Origin of the sequence: Gordonia alkaliphila (genome assembly GCF_023017165.1) — a bacterium.
Classification (GTDB): Bacteria; Actinomycetota; Actinomycetes; order Mycobacteriales; family Mycobacteriaceae; genus Gordonia; species Gordonia alkaliphila.
In genome coordinates, this window is the sequence record NZ_JALKBW010000001.1 from 2,794,473 (window position 1) to 2,809,516 (window position 15,044).

Sequence of the window (15,044 nt, forward strand, 5' to 3'; positions counted from 1 at the left end):
GCACGACGCAACCGAGATCGACCCGGGCAGAAGACTTTTCGAGGACAACGGACACCGGACGCCGGACGGCTACGTCGTCCAGGTGCCGGTGCGGTGGTCGGACATGGACGTCTTCGCCCACATCAACCACGCTCGGATGGTGACCTGCTGGAGGAAGCCCGGATTCCGTGGCTCTTCTACGACGACAAGCCCACGCATCCGATGCGCAAGGGCTGCCTGGTGGCCGATCTGCACGTCAAGTACCAGGGCCAGATCCGACACGACGAGTCGCCGATCGCGGTGACCATGTTCGTCGAACGCGTCCGCGCGGTCGACTTCACCGTCGGCTACGAGGTGCGCCCGCACGGTGCCGCACCCGACAGCAAACCCGCCGTCGTCGCCAGCACCCAGCTGGTGTCCTTCGACATCGACACGCAGCGTCCGCGCCGGATCCCCGCGGAGGAAAAGGAATACCTGCAGTCGTTCCTGCGCGATCCGGCCGCGCCATGACCGAATCTGCCGGTGTACCACGGGGTTTGACGCTCGCCTCGCCCGAAGACCGCGGCGACACCGCGGCCTTCGTCGCGCGCGCGGTGCGCGTCGACGACTCCGGGGTGCTGCGTCTGCGGCGCCGCGACGACGGACTGGTGGGCCTGTGGGTGCGCACCGGCTTCGACGTCCTGGCCACCCGCGCGGTGTTCGGCTCGTTGGAACCGACCGACGTGGTGGCCGACGCCGGCGCGGTGTCCGCCTCGCTGGCCGCCGGCGACGACGTGGTGGCGCTGGGTTTCGCTCTGCCTGCGGCCTGGCGCGGTGCGCTGCCCGGGAGCGACGGCTTCGTGCACGTGGACGACATCCCGGCCCGCGAGCTGATCGCGTTGGCGCGCAAGGGTTCTCAGGTAGCGCGGGAGGAGTCCGGAGCATTGGGGCCTGCCTCGTCGCTGCTGGATCAGACGGTCCTCACGGTGAGTCGCGACGAGGCGCCGGACGAGCGCGCCGAGATCACCATGCGCGCGGTGTTCGCGTTGACCTCGATGGGCTTCGTGCGCGACGGCGACGGTCGCGAGATCACCGAGGACTCGCCGCTGACGGCCATCGCCGAGGGCGAACCCGTCCGGGTCCGGATGAGCCCGGCCTGGATCCGCGTGGACGCACGCTACGGCTCGGTGTACCAGCGCCGCGCCCGGCTGGGTCTGTCTCTCCTGTAGTCAGACCAGCCAGGCGGCCGAGTTGGGTGCGAGCATGCCGTCGACCAGCGGGAGGCTGACCAGAAGGATCTCGCCGTGTGGCAGGGGGACGGGCGTCTGCGTGGCGTTGAGCGCGCAGATCGCGCCGCCCGGTCGCCGGAAGGCCAGACAGCCGTCGGGCGCGCCGTACCAGTCCACGCGGGGGCCGCTGAACTCCGGTCGGTCGTAGCGCAGTTCGATGGCCTGTCGGTACAGCGACAGCGTGGAGTAGACGTCCTCCAGTTGCTTCTCGACGGTGAACCGGTCCCAGTCCGCGGGCATCGGCAGCCACGTGTTCGGGTTGGTGCTGAAGCCGAACGGTGCCTCCTCGCCTTCCCAGGGGAGCGGCACCCGGCAGCCGTCGCGACCGCGCTCGGTGCGGCCGGACCGCTCCCAGACCGGGTCGACGAGCGCCTCGTCGGGCAGCTCCACGTTCGGGAGGCCGAGTTCGGCACCGTTGTAGAGGAAGACCGAGCCGGGCAACGCCAGCTCGACCATCGCCATCGCGCGGGCCCGGGCGATCCCGATGCCCAGCGCGTTCTCCTCCGCGCGGAGCGCGTCGTCGTCGTTGTCGGTGGCCGGGACGGGCGGTGCGTAGCGGCTCGTCTCACGCTCGACGTCGTGATTGGACAGCGTCCACGTGGGCGTCGCACCGACCGCGGACACCGCGGCCAGCGACTCCTCGATGGCCTCGCGGATGGCGGTCGACTCGAAGTCGACGGTGGCGAGCCGGAAGTTGAAGCCGAGGTGCAGTTCGTCGGGGCGCACGTACGCGGCGAACTGTTCGTTGGCGTCGACCCACACCTCGCCGACGTTCGCGGTGCCCGGGTACTGATCCATCACGGCGCGGATGCGGCGGTGGATCTCGTGCACGGCCTCGTTGTTGAACCGCGGGTCGTCGTCGGTGTGCTTGAGCACCACCGCGGGCTCGATCATGTCCGGCAGACCCGGCGCCTTGGCCATACCGTGCGCCACGTCGATCCGGAAACCGTCGACGCCGCGATCGAGCCAGAACCGCATGGTGGTCTCCAGGTCGGCCATCACCTCGGGGTTGTCCCAGTTGAGGTCGGGCTGCTCGGGCGCGAACAGGTGCAGGTACCACTCGCCGAGCTCGCCGTCGGCCTCGCGCACGCGGCTCCACGCCGGGCCGCCGAAGACGCTCGTCCAGTTGTTGGGCGGCAGTTCGCCGGTCTCGCCGCGTCCGGGCAGGAAGTGGTAGCGGGCGCGCTCGGGGCTGGCGGGGCCGGCCCCGAGGGCGGCCGCGAACCACGCGTGCTGGTCGCTGGTGTGGTTGGGCACCAGGTCCATCGTCACGCGGATGTCGCGGTCGTGGGCTTCGGCGATCAGCGCATCGAAGTCGGCGAGCGTGCCGAAGGTCGGGTCGATGTCGCGGGGATCGGAGACGTCGTAACCGTGGTCGGCCATGGGGGAGCGCATCACCGGGGACAGCCAGATGGCGTCGACGCCGAGCAACTCGAGGTAGCCGAGCTTGTCGACGATGCCGGCCAGGTCGCCGATGCCGTCGCCGCCCAGGTCGGAGAACGACCGCGGGTAGATCTGGTAGACCACTGCGTCGGTCCACCAGTCTCCGCCGCCGGGCTGGGCCGCGAGCGGCGGCAGGGGCAGAACCTCGGTGGGATAGTCGGAAGTCACGCGGTGAATCCTGTCATACGGGGCTGTTCATCAGGGATTGCGCGGCCGCACGCAGATACTCCTGCAGTCGGGCGCGGTGCTCGTCGTCGAGCACGTCGGGCCCGATCGAGGCGACGGCGACGTCCATGCACCGCAGCCAGGCATCCCGCTGCGCTGGGCCGATGGTGTACGGCACGTGCCGCATGCGCAGGCGCGGATGGCCGCGTTCGTCGGAGTACGTGTGCGGTCCGCCCCAGTACTGCATGAGGAACAGGCGCAGGCGCCGCTCGGCGCCGCTCAAGTCCTCCTCCGGGTACATCGGCAGCAGAATCTCGTCGTGGGCCACCTCGGCGTAGAACCGTTCGGTGATCGCTCGAAACGTCTCTTCGCCACCGATTTGCTCGTAAAAGGTCGTCACGACCCCCATTGTCCATGACTCTGTGCGCGAGCCTCGGGAACCGTCTACGACGCGCTGTAGGCCCTCCGCGCACGCAACGGGCCGGGGTGGGTTAAATTAGACAGCGAAAGACGGTCCGCAGCCCGCGGACTGGACGCGTCCGACAGCGGACGCTCGTCGAAAGGCTGACAGTGGAAGACTTTGTCGTACCCATCGGGTTGACAGTGATCGTGCTGGTTCTGCTCGCCGTGGCCCTGTGTGTGGTGTCGATGCTGTTCTCCTCGGGGATCACGCGTCCGCGCATTCCCGAGTACACGCTGGACAAGAAGTGGGACCGCGCCCCGGCGTTGTTCAGTGCAACAGAAATCGAACCCATGGCACTGCCTCGTCATTTCGAGCCTGCCGACATCGAGGGAGGGTACGCAAGTGGCAAGTGGTGAAATCGTTTCGCAGACCGCCGGAGTCGTCGACCTGGCCGGTCATTCCAACGCCGAGGGTCTGCCCCTCGGTGCCGCGACCACGGCCAGCGGCCGTATCTCGGCGGCGCTGTTCCCCGGCGCCACCTTCGACACGCCCCCGTTCTCGCGTGACGAACTGATCGCGCTCGACGAGGCGTTGCGCGACGCCAGCAACCTCGCCGAGGTGCGCTTTTCGGTGTACATCGGCGACCTGGGCGCCGACGTCCTGGCGGATGCCCGCGCGGTCCTCGCGCAGGCGCCGGAGCCGGCCTACGGCACCCTGATCGCCGTCTCCCCGAACACCCGCGACATCGTCGTGGTCTCGGGCGCCGAGGTGGCCGGTCGTGTCAACGACCGCGTCGCCGAACTGGGTGTGACCGCAGCGGTCTCCGCGTTCCGCGAGAACCAGCTGATCGACGGACTGGTCTCCGCGCTGCGCGTGATGGCCACCGCTGTCGCTCGCCCGTAATACCCGCACCACCACACGAACCGCCCCGCACCTTTCGCCAAGGTGCGGGGCGGTTCTTGTTCGGTCGGTCAGCCCGCGTCGACGGTGCGGGCCCGTAGCGAACGCTCCACGCCCGCGCGGCCCTCGACGATCAATCGGGCCAGCGCCGGCGGCAGCTCCTGCGTCAGGAAGGCGTCGGCGGCCGCCAGCCCCTCCGCACTGATGTCCCACGTCGGGTACAGACCCACGACGACGGTCTGGGCCACCTCGCTGGAGCGACGCACCCACAGCTGCGCGACCTCGGCGAAGTAGCGCTGCGTGTACGGCGTCAACAGCTCGGACTGACCGGGGGCGACGATGCCCTCGACCATGGCACGCACCGTGACGTTGGCGACGGAATCGTCGTCGAACGCGGTGGTCCACGCCTGCTCCTTGGCCTCGGCCAGGGGACGGGCCGAACGGGCCGCGGCGGCATGTCGGGCACCGGCGGCGGTGTTGTCGCGCGCGGCCTCGGCGTCGATGGCGGCCGCGTCGATCGCACCGGCGGCGGCGAGCGACTTGATCAGCTTCCACCGCAGTTCGGCGTCCACCGTCAGGCCGGGCAGGCCCACCGACGCCGGGTCGGCGTCGTCGAGCAGCGCGCGCAGGACCGACTGCTCTTCGGGGCGCGACACCGCGCCGCAGAGCGCAGACAGGAACGCGAGCTGATGATCCGAGCCGGCCTCGGCGTCGCGCGCCAGCTCCAGCAGGCGGGCGGCGAAGGCGGGCCGACCGGTGGCGGCGGCCCACCCCGGTTCGCTGTAGGCCTCCAACGCGGTGGCGGCCTGCAGCAGCACGCGCTGGACCACGCCGACCTCGGTCTCGGCACCGATGCCGGCGCTCACCAGGGCGACGAAGTCGCGCGCCCGCATCTCGGCCTGGCGGGTCATCTCCCACGCCGCCGACCACACCAGCGTGCGCGGCATCGGTTCGACGATGTCGGCGACCCGCGAGGTGGCAGTGGCCAGTGATCCCGGATCGAGGCGCACCGCGGCGTAGGTCAGGTCGTCGTCGTTAAGCAGGACCAGCGCGCCGCGGTGCACGCCGACCAGTTCGGGGACCTCGGTGCGCGGACCGTCCACGTCGATCTCCACCACGTGGGTCCGGGCGAGTCGGCCGTTGGCGTCGTCGTCGTAGATGCCGATGCGCATGCGGTGCACGCGGGTCTCGCCGCCGCCGGGCGCCGCGCCCTCCTGCAGCACGGCGAAGGCGGTGAACCGGCCGTCGTCGTCGAGGGTGAAGTCCGGACGCAGCACGTTGATGCCGGTGGTCTTGAGCCACTGGTCGCCCCAACCGGACAGGTCGCGGCCGGAAGCGCGCTCCAGTGCGCCGACCAGATCGGCGAAGGTGGCGTTGGCGAAGCGGTGGTCGTCGAAGTACTCGCGGAGTCCGGCCAGGAACGGCTCCAGACCCACGTAGGCCACCAGCTGCTTGAGGACCGAGGCGCCCTTGGCGTAGGTGATGCCGTCGAAGTTCACTTCCACGGCCGCGATGTCGGGGATGTCCGCGGCGATCGGGTGCGTGGACGGCAGCTGATCCTGGCGGTACGCCCAGCTCTTCTCGACGTTGGCGAAGGTGGTCCACGCGTTGGTGTACTCGGTGGCCTCCACCTGCGACAGCACCGAGGCGAAGGTCGCGAAGGACTCGTTGAGCCACAGGTCGTCCCACCAGGTCATGGTGACCAGGTCGCCGAACCACATGTGCGCCATCTCGTGCAGGATCGTCTCGGCGCGGCGCTCGTACAGGTAGCGGGTCACGCGGGAGCGGAAGACGTAGTCCTCCAGGAAGGTCACCGCGCCGGCGTTCTCCATCGCGCCGGCGTTGAACTCGGGGACGAACAGCTGGTCGTACTTGCCGAAGGCGTACGGGATCCCGAAGGTGCGGTGGTAGAAGCCGAAGCCCTGCTTGGTCTCGGTGAACAGGCGCTCGGCGTCCATGAACTCGGCGAGCGACGCGCGGCAGAACAGGCGCAATGGAATGGTGCCGTGCTCGTCGACGTACTCGTCGGACCACACCGCGTACGGACCGGCGATCAACGCGACCAGGTAGGTGCTCATGATCTCGGTGGTCGCGAAGACGTGCTCGACGGCGCCGCCGGCGGCGGGGGTGGTCTCGACGGTCGCGCCGTTGGAGATCACCTGCCAGTCGGCGGGCGCCAGCACCTTCACCGAGTACGTCGCCTTCAGATCGGGCTGATCGAAGCAGGCGAACATGCGCTTGGCATCGGCGGTCTCGAACTGCGAGTACAGGTACACGGCGTCGTCGGCCGGATCGACGAAACGATGCAGGCCTTCACCGGTGTTGGAGTAGGCGCAGTGCGCGACCACGGACAGGACGTTCTCCTGCGCGAGGTCCGGGAGGGTGAGCCCCACCGACTCGTCGTAGTCGGCGACGTCGAGGTCGTTTCCGTTGAGATTGGCCGAAACGAGTTGCGGGGCAACCAGATCGATGAACGTTCGGCCGCCTTCCTCGGCGGTGAAGGTCACCACCGTGTGGGAGACGAAGGTGTCCGGACCGGAGGTCAGGTCGAGGGTGATCCGGTAGTTCTGGACGTCGATGGTCGCCGCGCGCTCAGCGGCCGCAGCGCGAGTCAAATTGGGTGCAGTCACCTGTCCGACTGTAGTCCCGCGCGCGGGTGGTGGGGCGCAGCTCAGGGCGCGATGAAACCGCCCGCGCCCGGGAGCGACGGCTGGGCTGCATTGGGGTAGGCCCGCGAGCCGATCAGGTGGGTGCTGAGCACCACCTGGCCGGATCCGGTGGCCACGTCCCGGTGGTGCGGCGTCGGGTCCAGGAAGTTGGGGCACGGCTTCACGGTGGCGTTGCCGCTGCGGCCGTTGGTCACGTTGAGCCAGTTGATCGACACGAGTGCACCGCCGCCGCTGGCCGAGCAGGTGGTGGCGGGGAACGGGGCCGCCAGTCGGGTGATTCCGCGCTGGCCGGTGGTGGCCGCGGTGACGTTGCCGAGCGCCGGCATCGGCACCACGAGGCCGCTGAACTGGAGGCCGACGGCGGGCCACTGCACCACGGAGATCGGCGCGGAGGCGATGGTGACGGCGCCGGGCGGTGCCGCCTGGGCGGGTGCGGCGGCGAGGCCCGCCGCCGCTGCGGTGGCCACGACGGCGCCGACGACGAACGCGGCGCGGGTGGCGGTGGTCCTGGTACTTGTGGTCTTAGTCCTTGCTCGCGATGTAGTCATCGTGGGAGTCCTTCGACGGTTGCGGTCCCCCGACCTGTAACCCAACGTAACGGTGATCACGATCTCCTGGCAACCGCACCGGAAGCCGAAGTGCTTGAATGGCCCTATGGCTGATCGCGATCGTGTGGATTTCTGGTTCGACCCGCTGTGCCCGTGGTGCTGGATCACCTCGCGCTGGATTCTGGAGGCCGCGCAGGTGCGGCCCATCGACGTGCACTTCCATCTGATGAGCCTGGTGGTCCTCAACGAGGGCAAGGACATCTCGGACTCGCACCGCGAACTGCTGGCCGACGGGATGGGGCCGGTGCGCGTGCTGGCCGCCGCGGCCGACCGGCACGGCGACGCGGTGCTCGGCCGCCTGTACGCGGCGATGGGCACCGAACGACACAACCGCGGTAACACCGACGCCTCGATGATCCCCGCGGCCCTGGCCGCCGCCGGGCTGGACGCCGACCTCGCCGCGGCCGCCGACTCCACCGAGTTCGACGCCGCGATCCGCACCAGCCACCACGCCGGCATCGACAAGGTGGGCGACGACGTCGGGGCCCCGACCATCCACGTGAACGACGTCGCCTTCTTCGGCCCGGTGCTGTCCCGGATCCCGCGCGGCGAAGAGGCCGGACGCGTGTGGGACGGCGTGGTGGCGCTGGCCGGCTACCCGCACTTCTTCGAACTCAAGCGCACCCGCACCGAAGATCCCGCGTTCGACTAGTCAGCGCCCCGGCGGGTTCAGAATTTGGGCGGGTTCGCCAACTCGTTGGGCAGACTGCCCGGCGCCGGTCGGGCCGACGACAGCGGTTCGTCGATCGGCAGGGTGTGTCCGCTGCCGATACCGCGGGTGGCCTGGCGCGGGCGCAGCACGATCGCACCGGCCCGGGTGCGGTCGCGCAGCGCGGCGGCTCGCCAGGTCAGCACCGGGTGGGTGGACAGCAGATTGACCAGCGTGACGAAGAAGCCCTTCTCCAGCACGGCCCGGTCGGCGAACTGGTCGAAATCCACCGCGCCCAGCATGTACTTGCCCGCGGCCATCAGGCCGATCGCGCCGGGCGCACCGGACGGGCGGGTGTAGTAGCCGTAGTTGTCGGCCGTGTACTCCTGGGCGCGGGAGAGCGTGGTGCCCAGGATCGGAATCGACATCACCGTGCCGGTGAGCAACTGCCGCCAATACGAAGTGTGGCCCGCGGCGATGTGGCCCACCTCGTGGGCGATGACGAACTCCAGCGCCTCCGGGCTGCGGGCCGCGCCGCCCACCTCGAACAGGTCCGAATAGATCACGATGTAGCGCCGAAAACCGTGGCCGGAGGCGAAGGCGTTGATCGCGCCGTTGCCGTTCACCACGTAGCCGTCGGGCACATAGCGCAACCCGTAGCGCGCGGCGGCCTCGACCATCATCCGGTAGCCCTCGGGGAACTGCGTCGGCGTCATCTGCACCGCCCCGACTCGCTGCTGCGCGAACAGCACGCCGCGGGCGAACAGCACCAGGACCGGCAGCGCCAGCACCAACAGGAAGTAGTCGCTGATCTCCCCGGTCGCTACCAGCGCCAGGACGGTCGCGTACCCGCCGAGGCTCAGCAGCACCACGAGAACGAGCATCGGCAGCTCCCACGGATGGAAGCGAGGCCTGCTCGAGTACACCGCGGGCGGTCGCCAGAGGGCGTCCGGACCGGGGACGTGGGGCGGCGGAACCACGACGGCGCGGTCGACGATGCCGGGGACCGAGGGGATGGGCGCGTGCGTGTTCACGACCAAACTATAGTGGCAGCATGCGGATCTACCTGGGTGCTGACCATGCCGGTTTCGAACGAAAGAACGAGATCGCCGACCATCTTCGCGCTGCCGGTCACGAAGTGATCGACTGCGGTGCGCACGAGTACGACGCCGTCGACGACTACCCGCCGTTCTGCCTCGACGCCGCCGAGCGCGTCGTCGCCGATCCGGGCAGCCTGGGCATCGTGCTCGGCGGCAGCGGCAACGGCGAGCAGATCGCGGCCAACAAGGTCAAGGGTGCCCGCTGCGCACTCGCGTGGAGTGTGGAGACCGCGCAGCTCGCGCGCCAGCACAACAACGCGCAGCTGATCGGCCTCGGCGGCCGCATGCACTCGAAGGAGGAAGCGCTGGCCATCGTCGACGCGTTCGTGGCGACCCCGTGGTCGGACGAGCCACGGCACCAGCGTCGCCTGGATCTGATCGGCGAGTACGAGACCACCGGCGAGAAGAACCTCCCGCAGGCCTGAGCCCGCATGCCCGAAGGTCACGCGCTGCACCGGTTGGCCCGGCGGCAGCAGCGGCAGTTCGGTGGCCAGCGGGTGCAGGTCCAGAGCCCGCAGGGCCGGTTCGGGCCGGAGGCGGCCCTGCTCGACGGCATGCGGTTCGCCACGGCGGAGGCGTGGGGAAAACACCTCGTCTACACCTTCGACGACGGCCCGGAGGCCGCGTCGAGCGCCCGTATGGTCCACATCCACCTCGGGATCTACGGCGCGTTCACCGAGGAAGACCTACCGATGCCCGACCCGGTGGGCCAGGTCCGGATGCGGATGATCGGCACCGACCTCGGTGTGGACCTGCGCGGCCCCAACGCCTGCGAGCTCTACACCCCGCCCGACCTCGACGCGCTGCTGGCGCGGCTGGGTCCGGATCCGTTGCGGGCCGACGCCGATCCGGCGCAGGCGGCTGCCGCGATCGCGCGGTCCCGGCGCGCCATCGGCTCGCTGCTGATGGATCAGAAGGTCATCGCCGGGGTCGGCAACATCTACCGCGCCGAGGTGCTCTTCCGCGCCGGTATCGACCCGCTGCGTCCGGGCACGTCCCTCACGGCCGAGGAGTTCGCCGAGATCTGGGCCGACCTGGTGGCCCTGATGGCGGTGGGCGCCGAGCGCGGGCGCATCCACGTCGTCCGGCCCGACCACGACCACGGCGCACCCGCCTACGCGGCGAACCGTCCCCGCACCTACGTCTACCGGCGGGCCGGGGAGCCCTGCCGGCTGTGCGGCACTCCGATCGCCTGGCAGGAGCTGGAGGGTCGCAACCTCTTCTGGTGCCCGTCCTGCCAGAGCTGAACCCGGTTCGCAGACTATCAGCGACTCCTCAGGTGCCGGCCGGGTGCCCGCTCAGCCGGACCCGGCACAGTGGGTGCCATGCTCACCGGTCCGCGCGCTCAGCCCGTCACGGTGCTCGCCGTGGGCGGCACCGGGGAATCCTGGGTCGACGACCACCGCACCGATCCGGCCGGCATGCTCGCCGCCGTCACCGAGGCCCTCGACGACCGGTTCGTCGCGCGCTGGGTGCCGTACCCGGCCAGCTACGGGCCGAGTCCACGGCTGGCCGGCGACGACTACCAGACGAGCGTGGCCGCGGGCGTGGCGGCGCTGTCGGCCGCGATCGACACCGAGCTCGCCGCCGATCCGGCCGCCACCGTGATGTTGATCGGCTATTCGCAGGGGGCCGTCGTGATTCGGCACCTCCTTGCGCAACAACACATTCCGGCGGTGGCTGCGGTCGGTTTCGTCGCCGACCCGCACCAGCCGCCGGGCGTCGTGGCCGGCTGCTCCGGATGGGGCGTGGCCGGACCGGGGCCCGACCTGCCGTCGTCGGTGCCTGCGTACTGGGTGGGCACGTCCGACGACGTGATCTGCAATGCGAGCCCGGACTCGCTGATTCGCGACGTCGCCGATCTGTCCGAGGGCTTCTCGGTCCGCACGCTCGGGCGCTGGGCCGGGCAGGCGTGGAACCGTGTCCGTGCGGCGGACCTGCAGAACGCCGCGGCGACCGCGGTGCGGCCGAGTCAGTGGCGCAAGGACATCGGTCGGCTGGCCGTGGCGGCCCGCGAGGTGCGGGGTTACCTGCCGTCGCAGCTGTCGTTGCGCGGGCTGGCCTGGGCCAATCCGCTCGGCGGCCGGCACGTCAGCTACGACAGCGAGCCGTATCGTCGTGCCCCGCTGACCGACCCGGACACCACCGGCTGCGAGAACCTCGCGCACTGGCTGCAGGTGCAGGTGACGCTGGGCGCGCCCGACCCCACCGGCACCGCGGCGTAACCACGAGCCTCCCGATGCGCAACGCGGCCTTCCCGAGTCCGGGAGGGCCGCGTTGTCAGATCACCGCGTTGTCTAGATCACGGGGTCGATCAGCCGTTGTACTGGCCGCCGACGGTGCCGCGCACCACGATCGGGGTGCCGGTCTCGATGTTCTCGTAGACCCAGCGACCGTTCTCGGTGCTCACGTTGATGCAGCCGTGGCTCACGTTGGTGTTGCCCTGCTGGTTCACCGACCACGGAGCGGCGTGGATGAAGATGCCCGAGTTGGACATGCGGGTGGCGTACTCGACGTAGGTGCGGTAGCCGTCCGGGGAATCGACCGGGACACCGTACGTGGAGCTGTCCATGTACATGTCGCGGTACTTCTCCATCGTGTGGTACACGCCGTTGTCGGTGGGGAAGCGGTCCGAGCCCATGGAGATCGGCATCTGCTTGATGTACCGGCCGTCCTTCCACCAGTAGATGGTGTGGGTGGCGTCGTCGGCGAGTGCGACGTAACCGGTCTTGGTCTTCACGTTCGGCATCGCGGGCACGCCGGGAACGGCGGGCTCGGTGGACTGCGGCTTCGGCGTGGTCTTCTCCGGCGGCGTCGGCAGACCCGGGATCTCCGGGATCTCGACGGTCGGGCCACCCGGGAAGATGGTGACCTTGTCGACCGGATTCGCGTCGGCGACAGCGGGCACTGCGAGCGACAGGGCCGCCGCACCCACGGCGACGGCGACGAGTCGGGCAGCCAGGCTGTTACGTCGGCCCGAAGTCTTGGCGTTAAGCAATGGTCAGACTTTCGTTCGATGTCATGGAAGACGTCCCCCCGAGAGACGTACAGAGAGCATCGTTACACAACCGTTGCGATCCTGCCATGTCGATCCGGCCGACCGCGTGCCGTTTCGCGGTGCCGTCGCGGTTCGAACCGGCCGGTGAGCAGCGCAGATGCGGCGATTGGCGGTCGCGGTGGCTTGTGTCACGATTAGTGCGAGACGGCGACGATCCGCCCGCGCACGGTCCGAAACCAGCCGGAAAGGCAAGGGCCGACCGGTGCGAACACCGGTCGGCCGGACCGAAACGAGCGGGTGACGGGAATCGAACCCGCGTAGCTAGTTTGGAAGACTAGGGCTCTACCATTGAGCTACACCCGCGTGGCACGACGGTTTCGGAGCGATCCGAAGCGACCTGCGTCCGGAACATTACTCGAGGGTGTTCCGGATCGACAAAACACCTCCCGCATGTGGGGGTGCGGCGGGTCGCCACGTACTATGTGCGTTTGGCCGTGCCGACCTCTGTCGCGGCCGCCGGGATGTGGCGCAGCTTGGTAGCGCATCCGCTTTGGGAGCGGAGGGTCGCAGGTTCAAATCCTGTCATCCCGACCAATCGAAGTCACCGACGAGCACAGGTAACAAAAAGGAGCACCAACGTCGTGAAGAGCACCGTCGAGCAGCTGAGCCCGACCCGAGTCAAGCTGAATGTCGAGGTTCCGTTCGAGGAGCTGTCCGGCGACTTCGACCGGGCGTACCAGGCGCTGGCCCAGCAGATCCGTATCCCCGGCTTCCGCCCGGGCAAGGCCCCGGCCAAGATCATCGAGGCCCGCGTCGGTCGCGAGGCCGTCCTCGAGCAGGTCGTCAACGACGCCCTGCCGGCCAAGTACAGCCAGGCCCTGGCCGAGACCGAGACCAACGCCATCAGCCAGCCCGAGATCGAACTCGGCGACCTGGTCCACGGCGAGCCCCTGACCTTCACCGCCGTCGTCGACGTGCGTCCGGAGATCACCCTCCCCGAGTTCGCTGCACTGTCGGTGCAGGTGGATCCGATCGAGATCAGCGACGCCGACGTCGAGGAGCAGCTCGAGTCGCTGCGTTCGCGCTTCGGCACCCTGGTCGCCGTGGAGCGCGGCGCCGAGACCGGCGACTTCCTGACGCTGGATCTGTCGGCCACCGTCGACGGTGAAGACGTGCCCGACGCCAGCACCGAGGGCCTCTCACACGAGCTGGGCAACGGCGACCTGATCGACGGCCTGGACGAGGCCATCACCGGTCTGAAGGCCGGCGAGACCGCCACCTTCACCACCACCCTGATCGCCGGCGAGCACGCCGACTCCGAGGCCGAGGTCACCGCGACCGTGCAGTCGGTCAAGGTTCGCGAGCTGCCCGAGCTGGACGAGGATTTCGTCCAGATGGCCAGCGAGTTCGACACCGTCGACGAGCTGCGCGAGGACGTCCGCCGTCAGGTGGCCGACTCCAAGAAGTACGAGCAGGCCGGCGCCATCCGCGACGCCGTGCTCGACCAGCTGCTCGAAGAGGTCGAGTTCCCGCTGCCGGAGAAGGTCGTCGACGACGAGCTCGAGGCCACCCAGCACCAGCTGATCCACGCCCTCGGTCACGACGACGAGCAGGTCGCCCGCTTCCTCGAGGCGCAGGGCAAGACCCGCGAGGACTGGGACGCCGAGTCGAAGGTGGAGGCCGAGAAGTCGGTGCGCACCCAGCTGCTGCTGGACGCCATCGCCGACGCCGCCGAGACCGAGGTGGACCAGAACGAGCTGACCCAGCAGATCATGCTGCAGGCGCAGCGCTACGGCATGCCGCCGCAGGAGTTCATCCAGCAGCTGCAGGGTGCCAACCAGATCGGCGCGCTGTACGCCGACGTCCGCCGCAACAAGGCGCTCGCCGGTGTGATCGGCGACGTGACCGTCACCGACACCAACGGCGACGTGATCGACACGAGACCTTCTTCGGTAACGCGAGCGACGACGAGGACGCCGACGACGCCGAGGCGTGATCGACACCCCGTAAGAACGCCGCACGCGGCCGGGACCGGACATTCCGGTCCCGGCCGCCTGCATCCGCGGGGTCCCCGCTCGGGAGGTCGCGGGTCCGTCGGCCCCAGGTCGGTTCCGCTGTCAGCGAATCGACGGGGTGTGCGGAACAACTGGGGGCCCAGAAGTGATTAATCTCGGTGACAGCTTTCAACCGGGCTCGGGCCTTCGACTGTGATGGCCGCCAAGAGGAGATGGGACTTTCTACTGTGAGCAACCTGTACACGCCGCCCGCTATGAGCTCGGGGGTCGCCGGCCTGAACCTGACCGACTCGGTCTTCGAGCGCCTGCTGCGTGAGCGCATCATCTTCCTGGGCACCCAGGTGGACGACGACATCGCCAACCGCCTCTGCGCGCAGATCCTGCTGCTCGCTGCGGAGGACCCGGAACGGGACATCAGCCTGTACATCAACTCGCCGGGCGGCAGCGTCACGGCGGGCATGGCGATCTTCGACACCATGCAGCTGGCGCCGTGTGACGTCGCCACCTACGCGATGGGCATGGCCGCTTCGATGGGCCAGTTCCTGCTCGCCGCAGGCGCCAAGGGCAAGCGCCACGCACTGCCGCACGCCCGCATCATGATGCACCAGCCGTCGGCGGGCATCGGCGGCACGGCGGCTGACATCGCCATTCAGGCCGAGCAGTTCGCGGCCACCAAGAAGGAGATGAACCGGCTGAACGCGCAGTTCACCGGTCAGCCGCTGGAGAAGATCGAGGCCGACGCCGATCGCGACAAGTGGTTCACCGCCGACGAAGCCAAGGACTACGGCATCGTCGACCACGTGGTCACCAGCGTCGCCCGCCCGGGCGCATGATCTCGGCCGTCCGC

At 69.3% G+C, this 15,044-nt stretch carries 15 protein-coding genes, 2 tRNA genes and 1 pseudogene; 11 read left to right on the forward strand and 7 right to left on the reverse strand.

Translation table 11 applies throughout. The annotated features are described in order from the left end of the window. Positions 1-16 precede the first annotated feature (16 nt). Together MUG78_RS12620 and MUG78_RS12625 are read left to right on the forward strand one after the other, a co-directional pair. Positions 17-489 (forward strand): annotated as a pseudogene (locus MUG78_RS12620) (acyl-CoA thioesterase). Beyond that, positions 486-1,187, forward strand: coding sequence for a DUF8185 domain-containing protein (locus MUG78_RS12625; protein WP_246995287.1), 702 nt, complete (start codon positions 486-488; stop codon positions 1,185-1,187). Before MUG78_RS12620 ends, MUG78_RS12625 begins: the two are co-directional and overlap by 4 nt. On the opposite strand, the gene MUG78_RS12630 is transcribed toward MUG78_RS12625, so the two are convergent. Next, the gene (locus MUG78_RS12630) at positions 1,188-2,831 is read right to left on the reverse strand and encodes a glycoside hydrolase family 13 protein (RefSeq protein WP_246997015.1); all 1,644 of its coding nucleotides are present in this window, start codon (positions 2,829-2,831) and stop codon (positions 1,188-1,190) included. Positions 2,832-2,871: 40 nt separating this feature from the next. Continuing rightward, the gene (locus tag MUG78_RS12635; RefSeq protein WP_246995289.1) at positions 2,872-3,264 is read right to left on the reverse strand and encodes a globin; all 393 of its coding nucleotides are present in this window, start codon (positions 3,262-3,264) and stop codon (positions 2,872-2,874) included. A gap of 161 nt (positions 3,265-3,425) precedes the next feature. Here MUG78_RS12635 and ctaJ point away from each other — a divergent pair, with 161 nt between their 5' ends. Together ctaJ and MUG78_RS12645 are read left to right on the forward strand one after the other, a co-directional pair. Then, positions 3,426-3,674 (forward strand): aa3-type cytochrome oxidase subunit CtaJ, encoded by a 249-nt coding sequence (gene ctaJ / locus MUG78_RS12640; RefSeq protein ID WP_246995291.1) that lies wholly within the window; start codon positions 3,426-3,428, stop codon positions 3,672-3,674. Further along, entirely contained in the window at positions 3,661-4,161 is a 501-nt protein-coding gene (locus tag MUG78_RS12645) for a DUF5130 family protein (protein WP_246995293.1), read from the forward strand. Before ctaJ ends, MUG78_RS12645 begins: the two co-directional genes overlap by 14 nt. A 68-nt stretch (positions 4,162-4,229) precedes the next feature. On the opposite strand, the gene pepN is transcribed toward MUG78_RS12645, so the two are convergent. Both pepN and MUG78_RS12655 read right to left on the reverse strand, forming a co-directional pair. Beyond that, complete coding sequence (gene pepN / locus MUG78_RS12650; RefSeq protein WP_246995295.1) at positions 4,230-6,788, reverse strand: aminopeptidase N; 2,559 nt, start codon at positions 6,786-6,788, stop codon at positions 4,230-4,232. 41 nt (positions 6,789-6,829) lie between these two features. After that, positions 6,830-7,375: a hypothetical protein gene (locus MUG78_RS12655; RefSeq protein WP_246995296.1), complete on the reverse strand. Its 546-nt coding sequence runs from the start codon at positions 7,373-7,375 to the stop codon at positions 6,830-6,832. Between the two features lie 106 nt (positions 7,376-7,481). Between MUG78_RS12655 and MUG78_RS12660 the strand changes: the two genes are divergently transcribed. Next, positions 7,482-8,087, forward strand: a complete 606-nt coding sequence (locus MUG78_RS12660; protein ID WP_246995297.1) for a DsbA family protein — start codon at positions 7,482-7,484, stop codon at positions 8,085-8,087. Between the two features lie 17 nt (positions 8,088-8,104). Here the strand turns inward: MUG78_RS12660 and MUG78_RS12665 are convergent, their stop codons facing one another. Beyond that, entirely contained in the window at positions 8,105-9,118 is a 1,014-nt protein-coding gene (locus MUG78_RS12665) for a M48 family metallopeptidase (RefSeq protein ID WP_246995298.1), read from the reverse strand. Positions 9,119-9,138: 20 nt separating this feature from the next. On the opposite strand from MUG78_RS12665, the gene MUG78_RS12670 reads away from it, so the two are divergent. The 3 genes from MUG78_RS12670 (at position 9,139) to MUG78_RS12680 (ending at position 11,409) form a co-directional block, all read left to right on the forward strand. After that, positions 9,139-9,609, forward strand: coding sequence for a ribose-5-phosphate isomerase (locus MUG78_RS12670; protein WP_246995300.1), 471 nt, complete (start codon positions 9,139-9,141; stop codon positions 9,607-9,609). Positions 9,610-9,615: 6 nt separating this feature from the next. Next, positions 9,616-10,431 carry an Fpg/Nei family DNA glycosylase gene (locus MUG78_RS12675; protein ID WP_246995302.1) on the forward strand — a complete coding sequence of 272 codons (816 nt, stop codon included), beginning with the start codon at positions 9,616-9,618 and terminating at the stop codon, positions 10,429-10,431. A gap of 78 nt (positions 10,432-10,509) precedes the next feature. Further along, a complete protein-coding gene (locus MUG78_RS12680; RefSeq protein ID WP_246995304.1) occupies positions 10,510-11,409 on the forward strand; it encodes a PE-PPE domain-containing protein in 900 nt (299 codons plus the stop codon). Positions 11,410-11,498: 89 nt separating this feature from the next. Here MUG78_RS12680 and MUG78_RS12685 read toward each other — a convergent pair whose 3' ends face one another. After that, a complete protein-coding gene (locus tag MUG78_RS12685; RefSeq protein ID WP_246995306.1) occupies positions 11,499-12,182 on the reverse strand; it encodes a L,D-transpeptidase in 684 nt (227 codons plus the stop codon). Between the two features lie 292 nt (positions 12,183-12,474). Continuing rightward, a tRNA-Gly gene (locus MUG78_RS12690) sits at positions 12,475-12,545 on the reverse strand. Positions 12,546-12,699: 154 nt separating this feature from the next. Between MUG78_RS12690 and MUG78_RS12695 the strand changes: the two genes are divergently transcribed. The 3 genes from MUG78_RS12695 (at position 12,700) to MUG78_RS12705 (ending at position 15,030) form a co-directional block, all read left to right on the forward strand. After that, positions 12,700-12,776, forward strand: a tRNA-Pro gene (locus MUG78_RS12695). A 47-nt stretch (positions 12,777-12,823) separates the two neighbouring features. Further along, positions 12,824-14,350 carry a trigger factor gene (gene tig / locus MUG78_RS12700; RefSeq protein WP_246995308.1) on the forward strand — a complete coding sequence of 509 codons (1,527 nt, stop codon included), beginning with the start codon at positions 12,824-12,826 and terminating at the stop codon, positions 14,348-14,350. A 101-nt stretch (positions 14,351-14,451) separates the two neighbouring features. Then, positions 14,452-15,030, forward strand: coding sequence for an ATP-dependent Clp protease proteolytic subunit (locus MUG78_RS12705; RefSeq protein ID WP_246997017.1), 579 nt, complete (start codon positions 14,452-14,454; stop codon positions 15,028-15,030). Positions 15,031-15,044 lie beyond the last annotated feature (14 nt).

What these genes read in the sequence shown, in the direction of transcription:
- MUG78_RS12635 (WP_246995289.1), bottom strand. Translation starts at nt 3,264, where the DNA reads ATGGGGGTCGTGACGACCTTTTACGAGCAAATCGGTGGCGAAGAGACG.
- MUG78_RS12675 (WP_246995302.1), top strand. Translation starts at nt 9,616, where the DNA reads ATGCCCGAAGGTCACGCGCTGCACCGGTTGGCCCGGCGGCAGCAGCGG.
- MUG78_RS12625 (WP_246995287.1), top strand. Translation starts at nt 486, where the DNA reads ATGACCGAATCTGCCGGTGTACCACGGGGTTTGACGCTCGCCTCGCCC.
- MUG78_RS12655 (WP_246995296.1), bottom strand. Translation starts at nt 7,375, where the DNA reads ATGACTACATCGCGAGCAAGGACTAAGACCACAAGTACCAGGACCACC.
- MUG78_RS12680 (WP_246995304.1), top strand. Translation starts at nt 10,510, where the DNA reads ATGCTCACCGGTCCGCGCGCTCAGCCCGTCACGGTGCTCGCCGTGGGC.
- MUG78_RS12660 (WP_246995297.1), top strand. Translation starts at nt 7,482, where the DNA reads ATGGCTGATCGCGATCGTGTGGATTTCTGGTTCGACCCGCTGTGCCCG.
- MUG78_RS12670 (WP_246995300.1), top strand. Translation starts at nt 9,139, where the DNA reads ATGCGGATCTACCTGGGTGCTGACCATGCCGGTTTCGAACGAAAGAAC.
- MUG78_RS12705 (WP_246997017.1), top strand. Translation starts at nt 14,452, where the DNA reads ATGAGCTCGGGGGTCGCCGGCCTGAACCTGACCGACTCGGTCTTCGAG.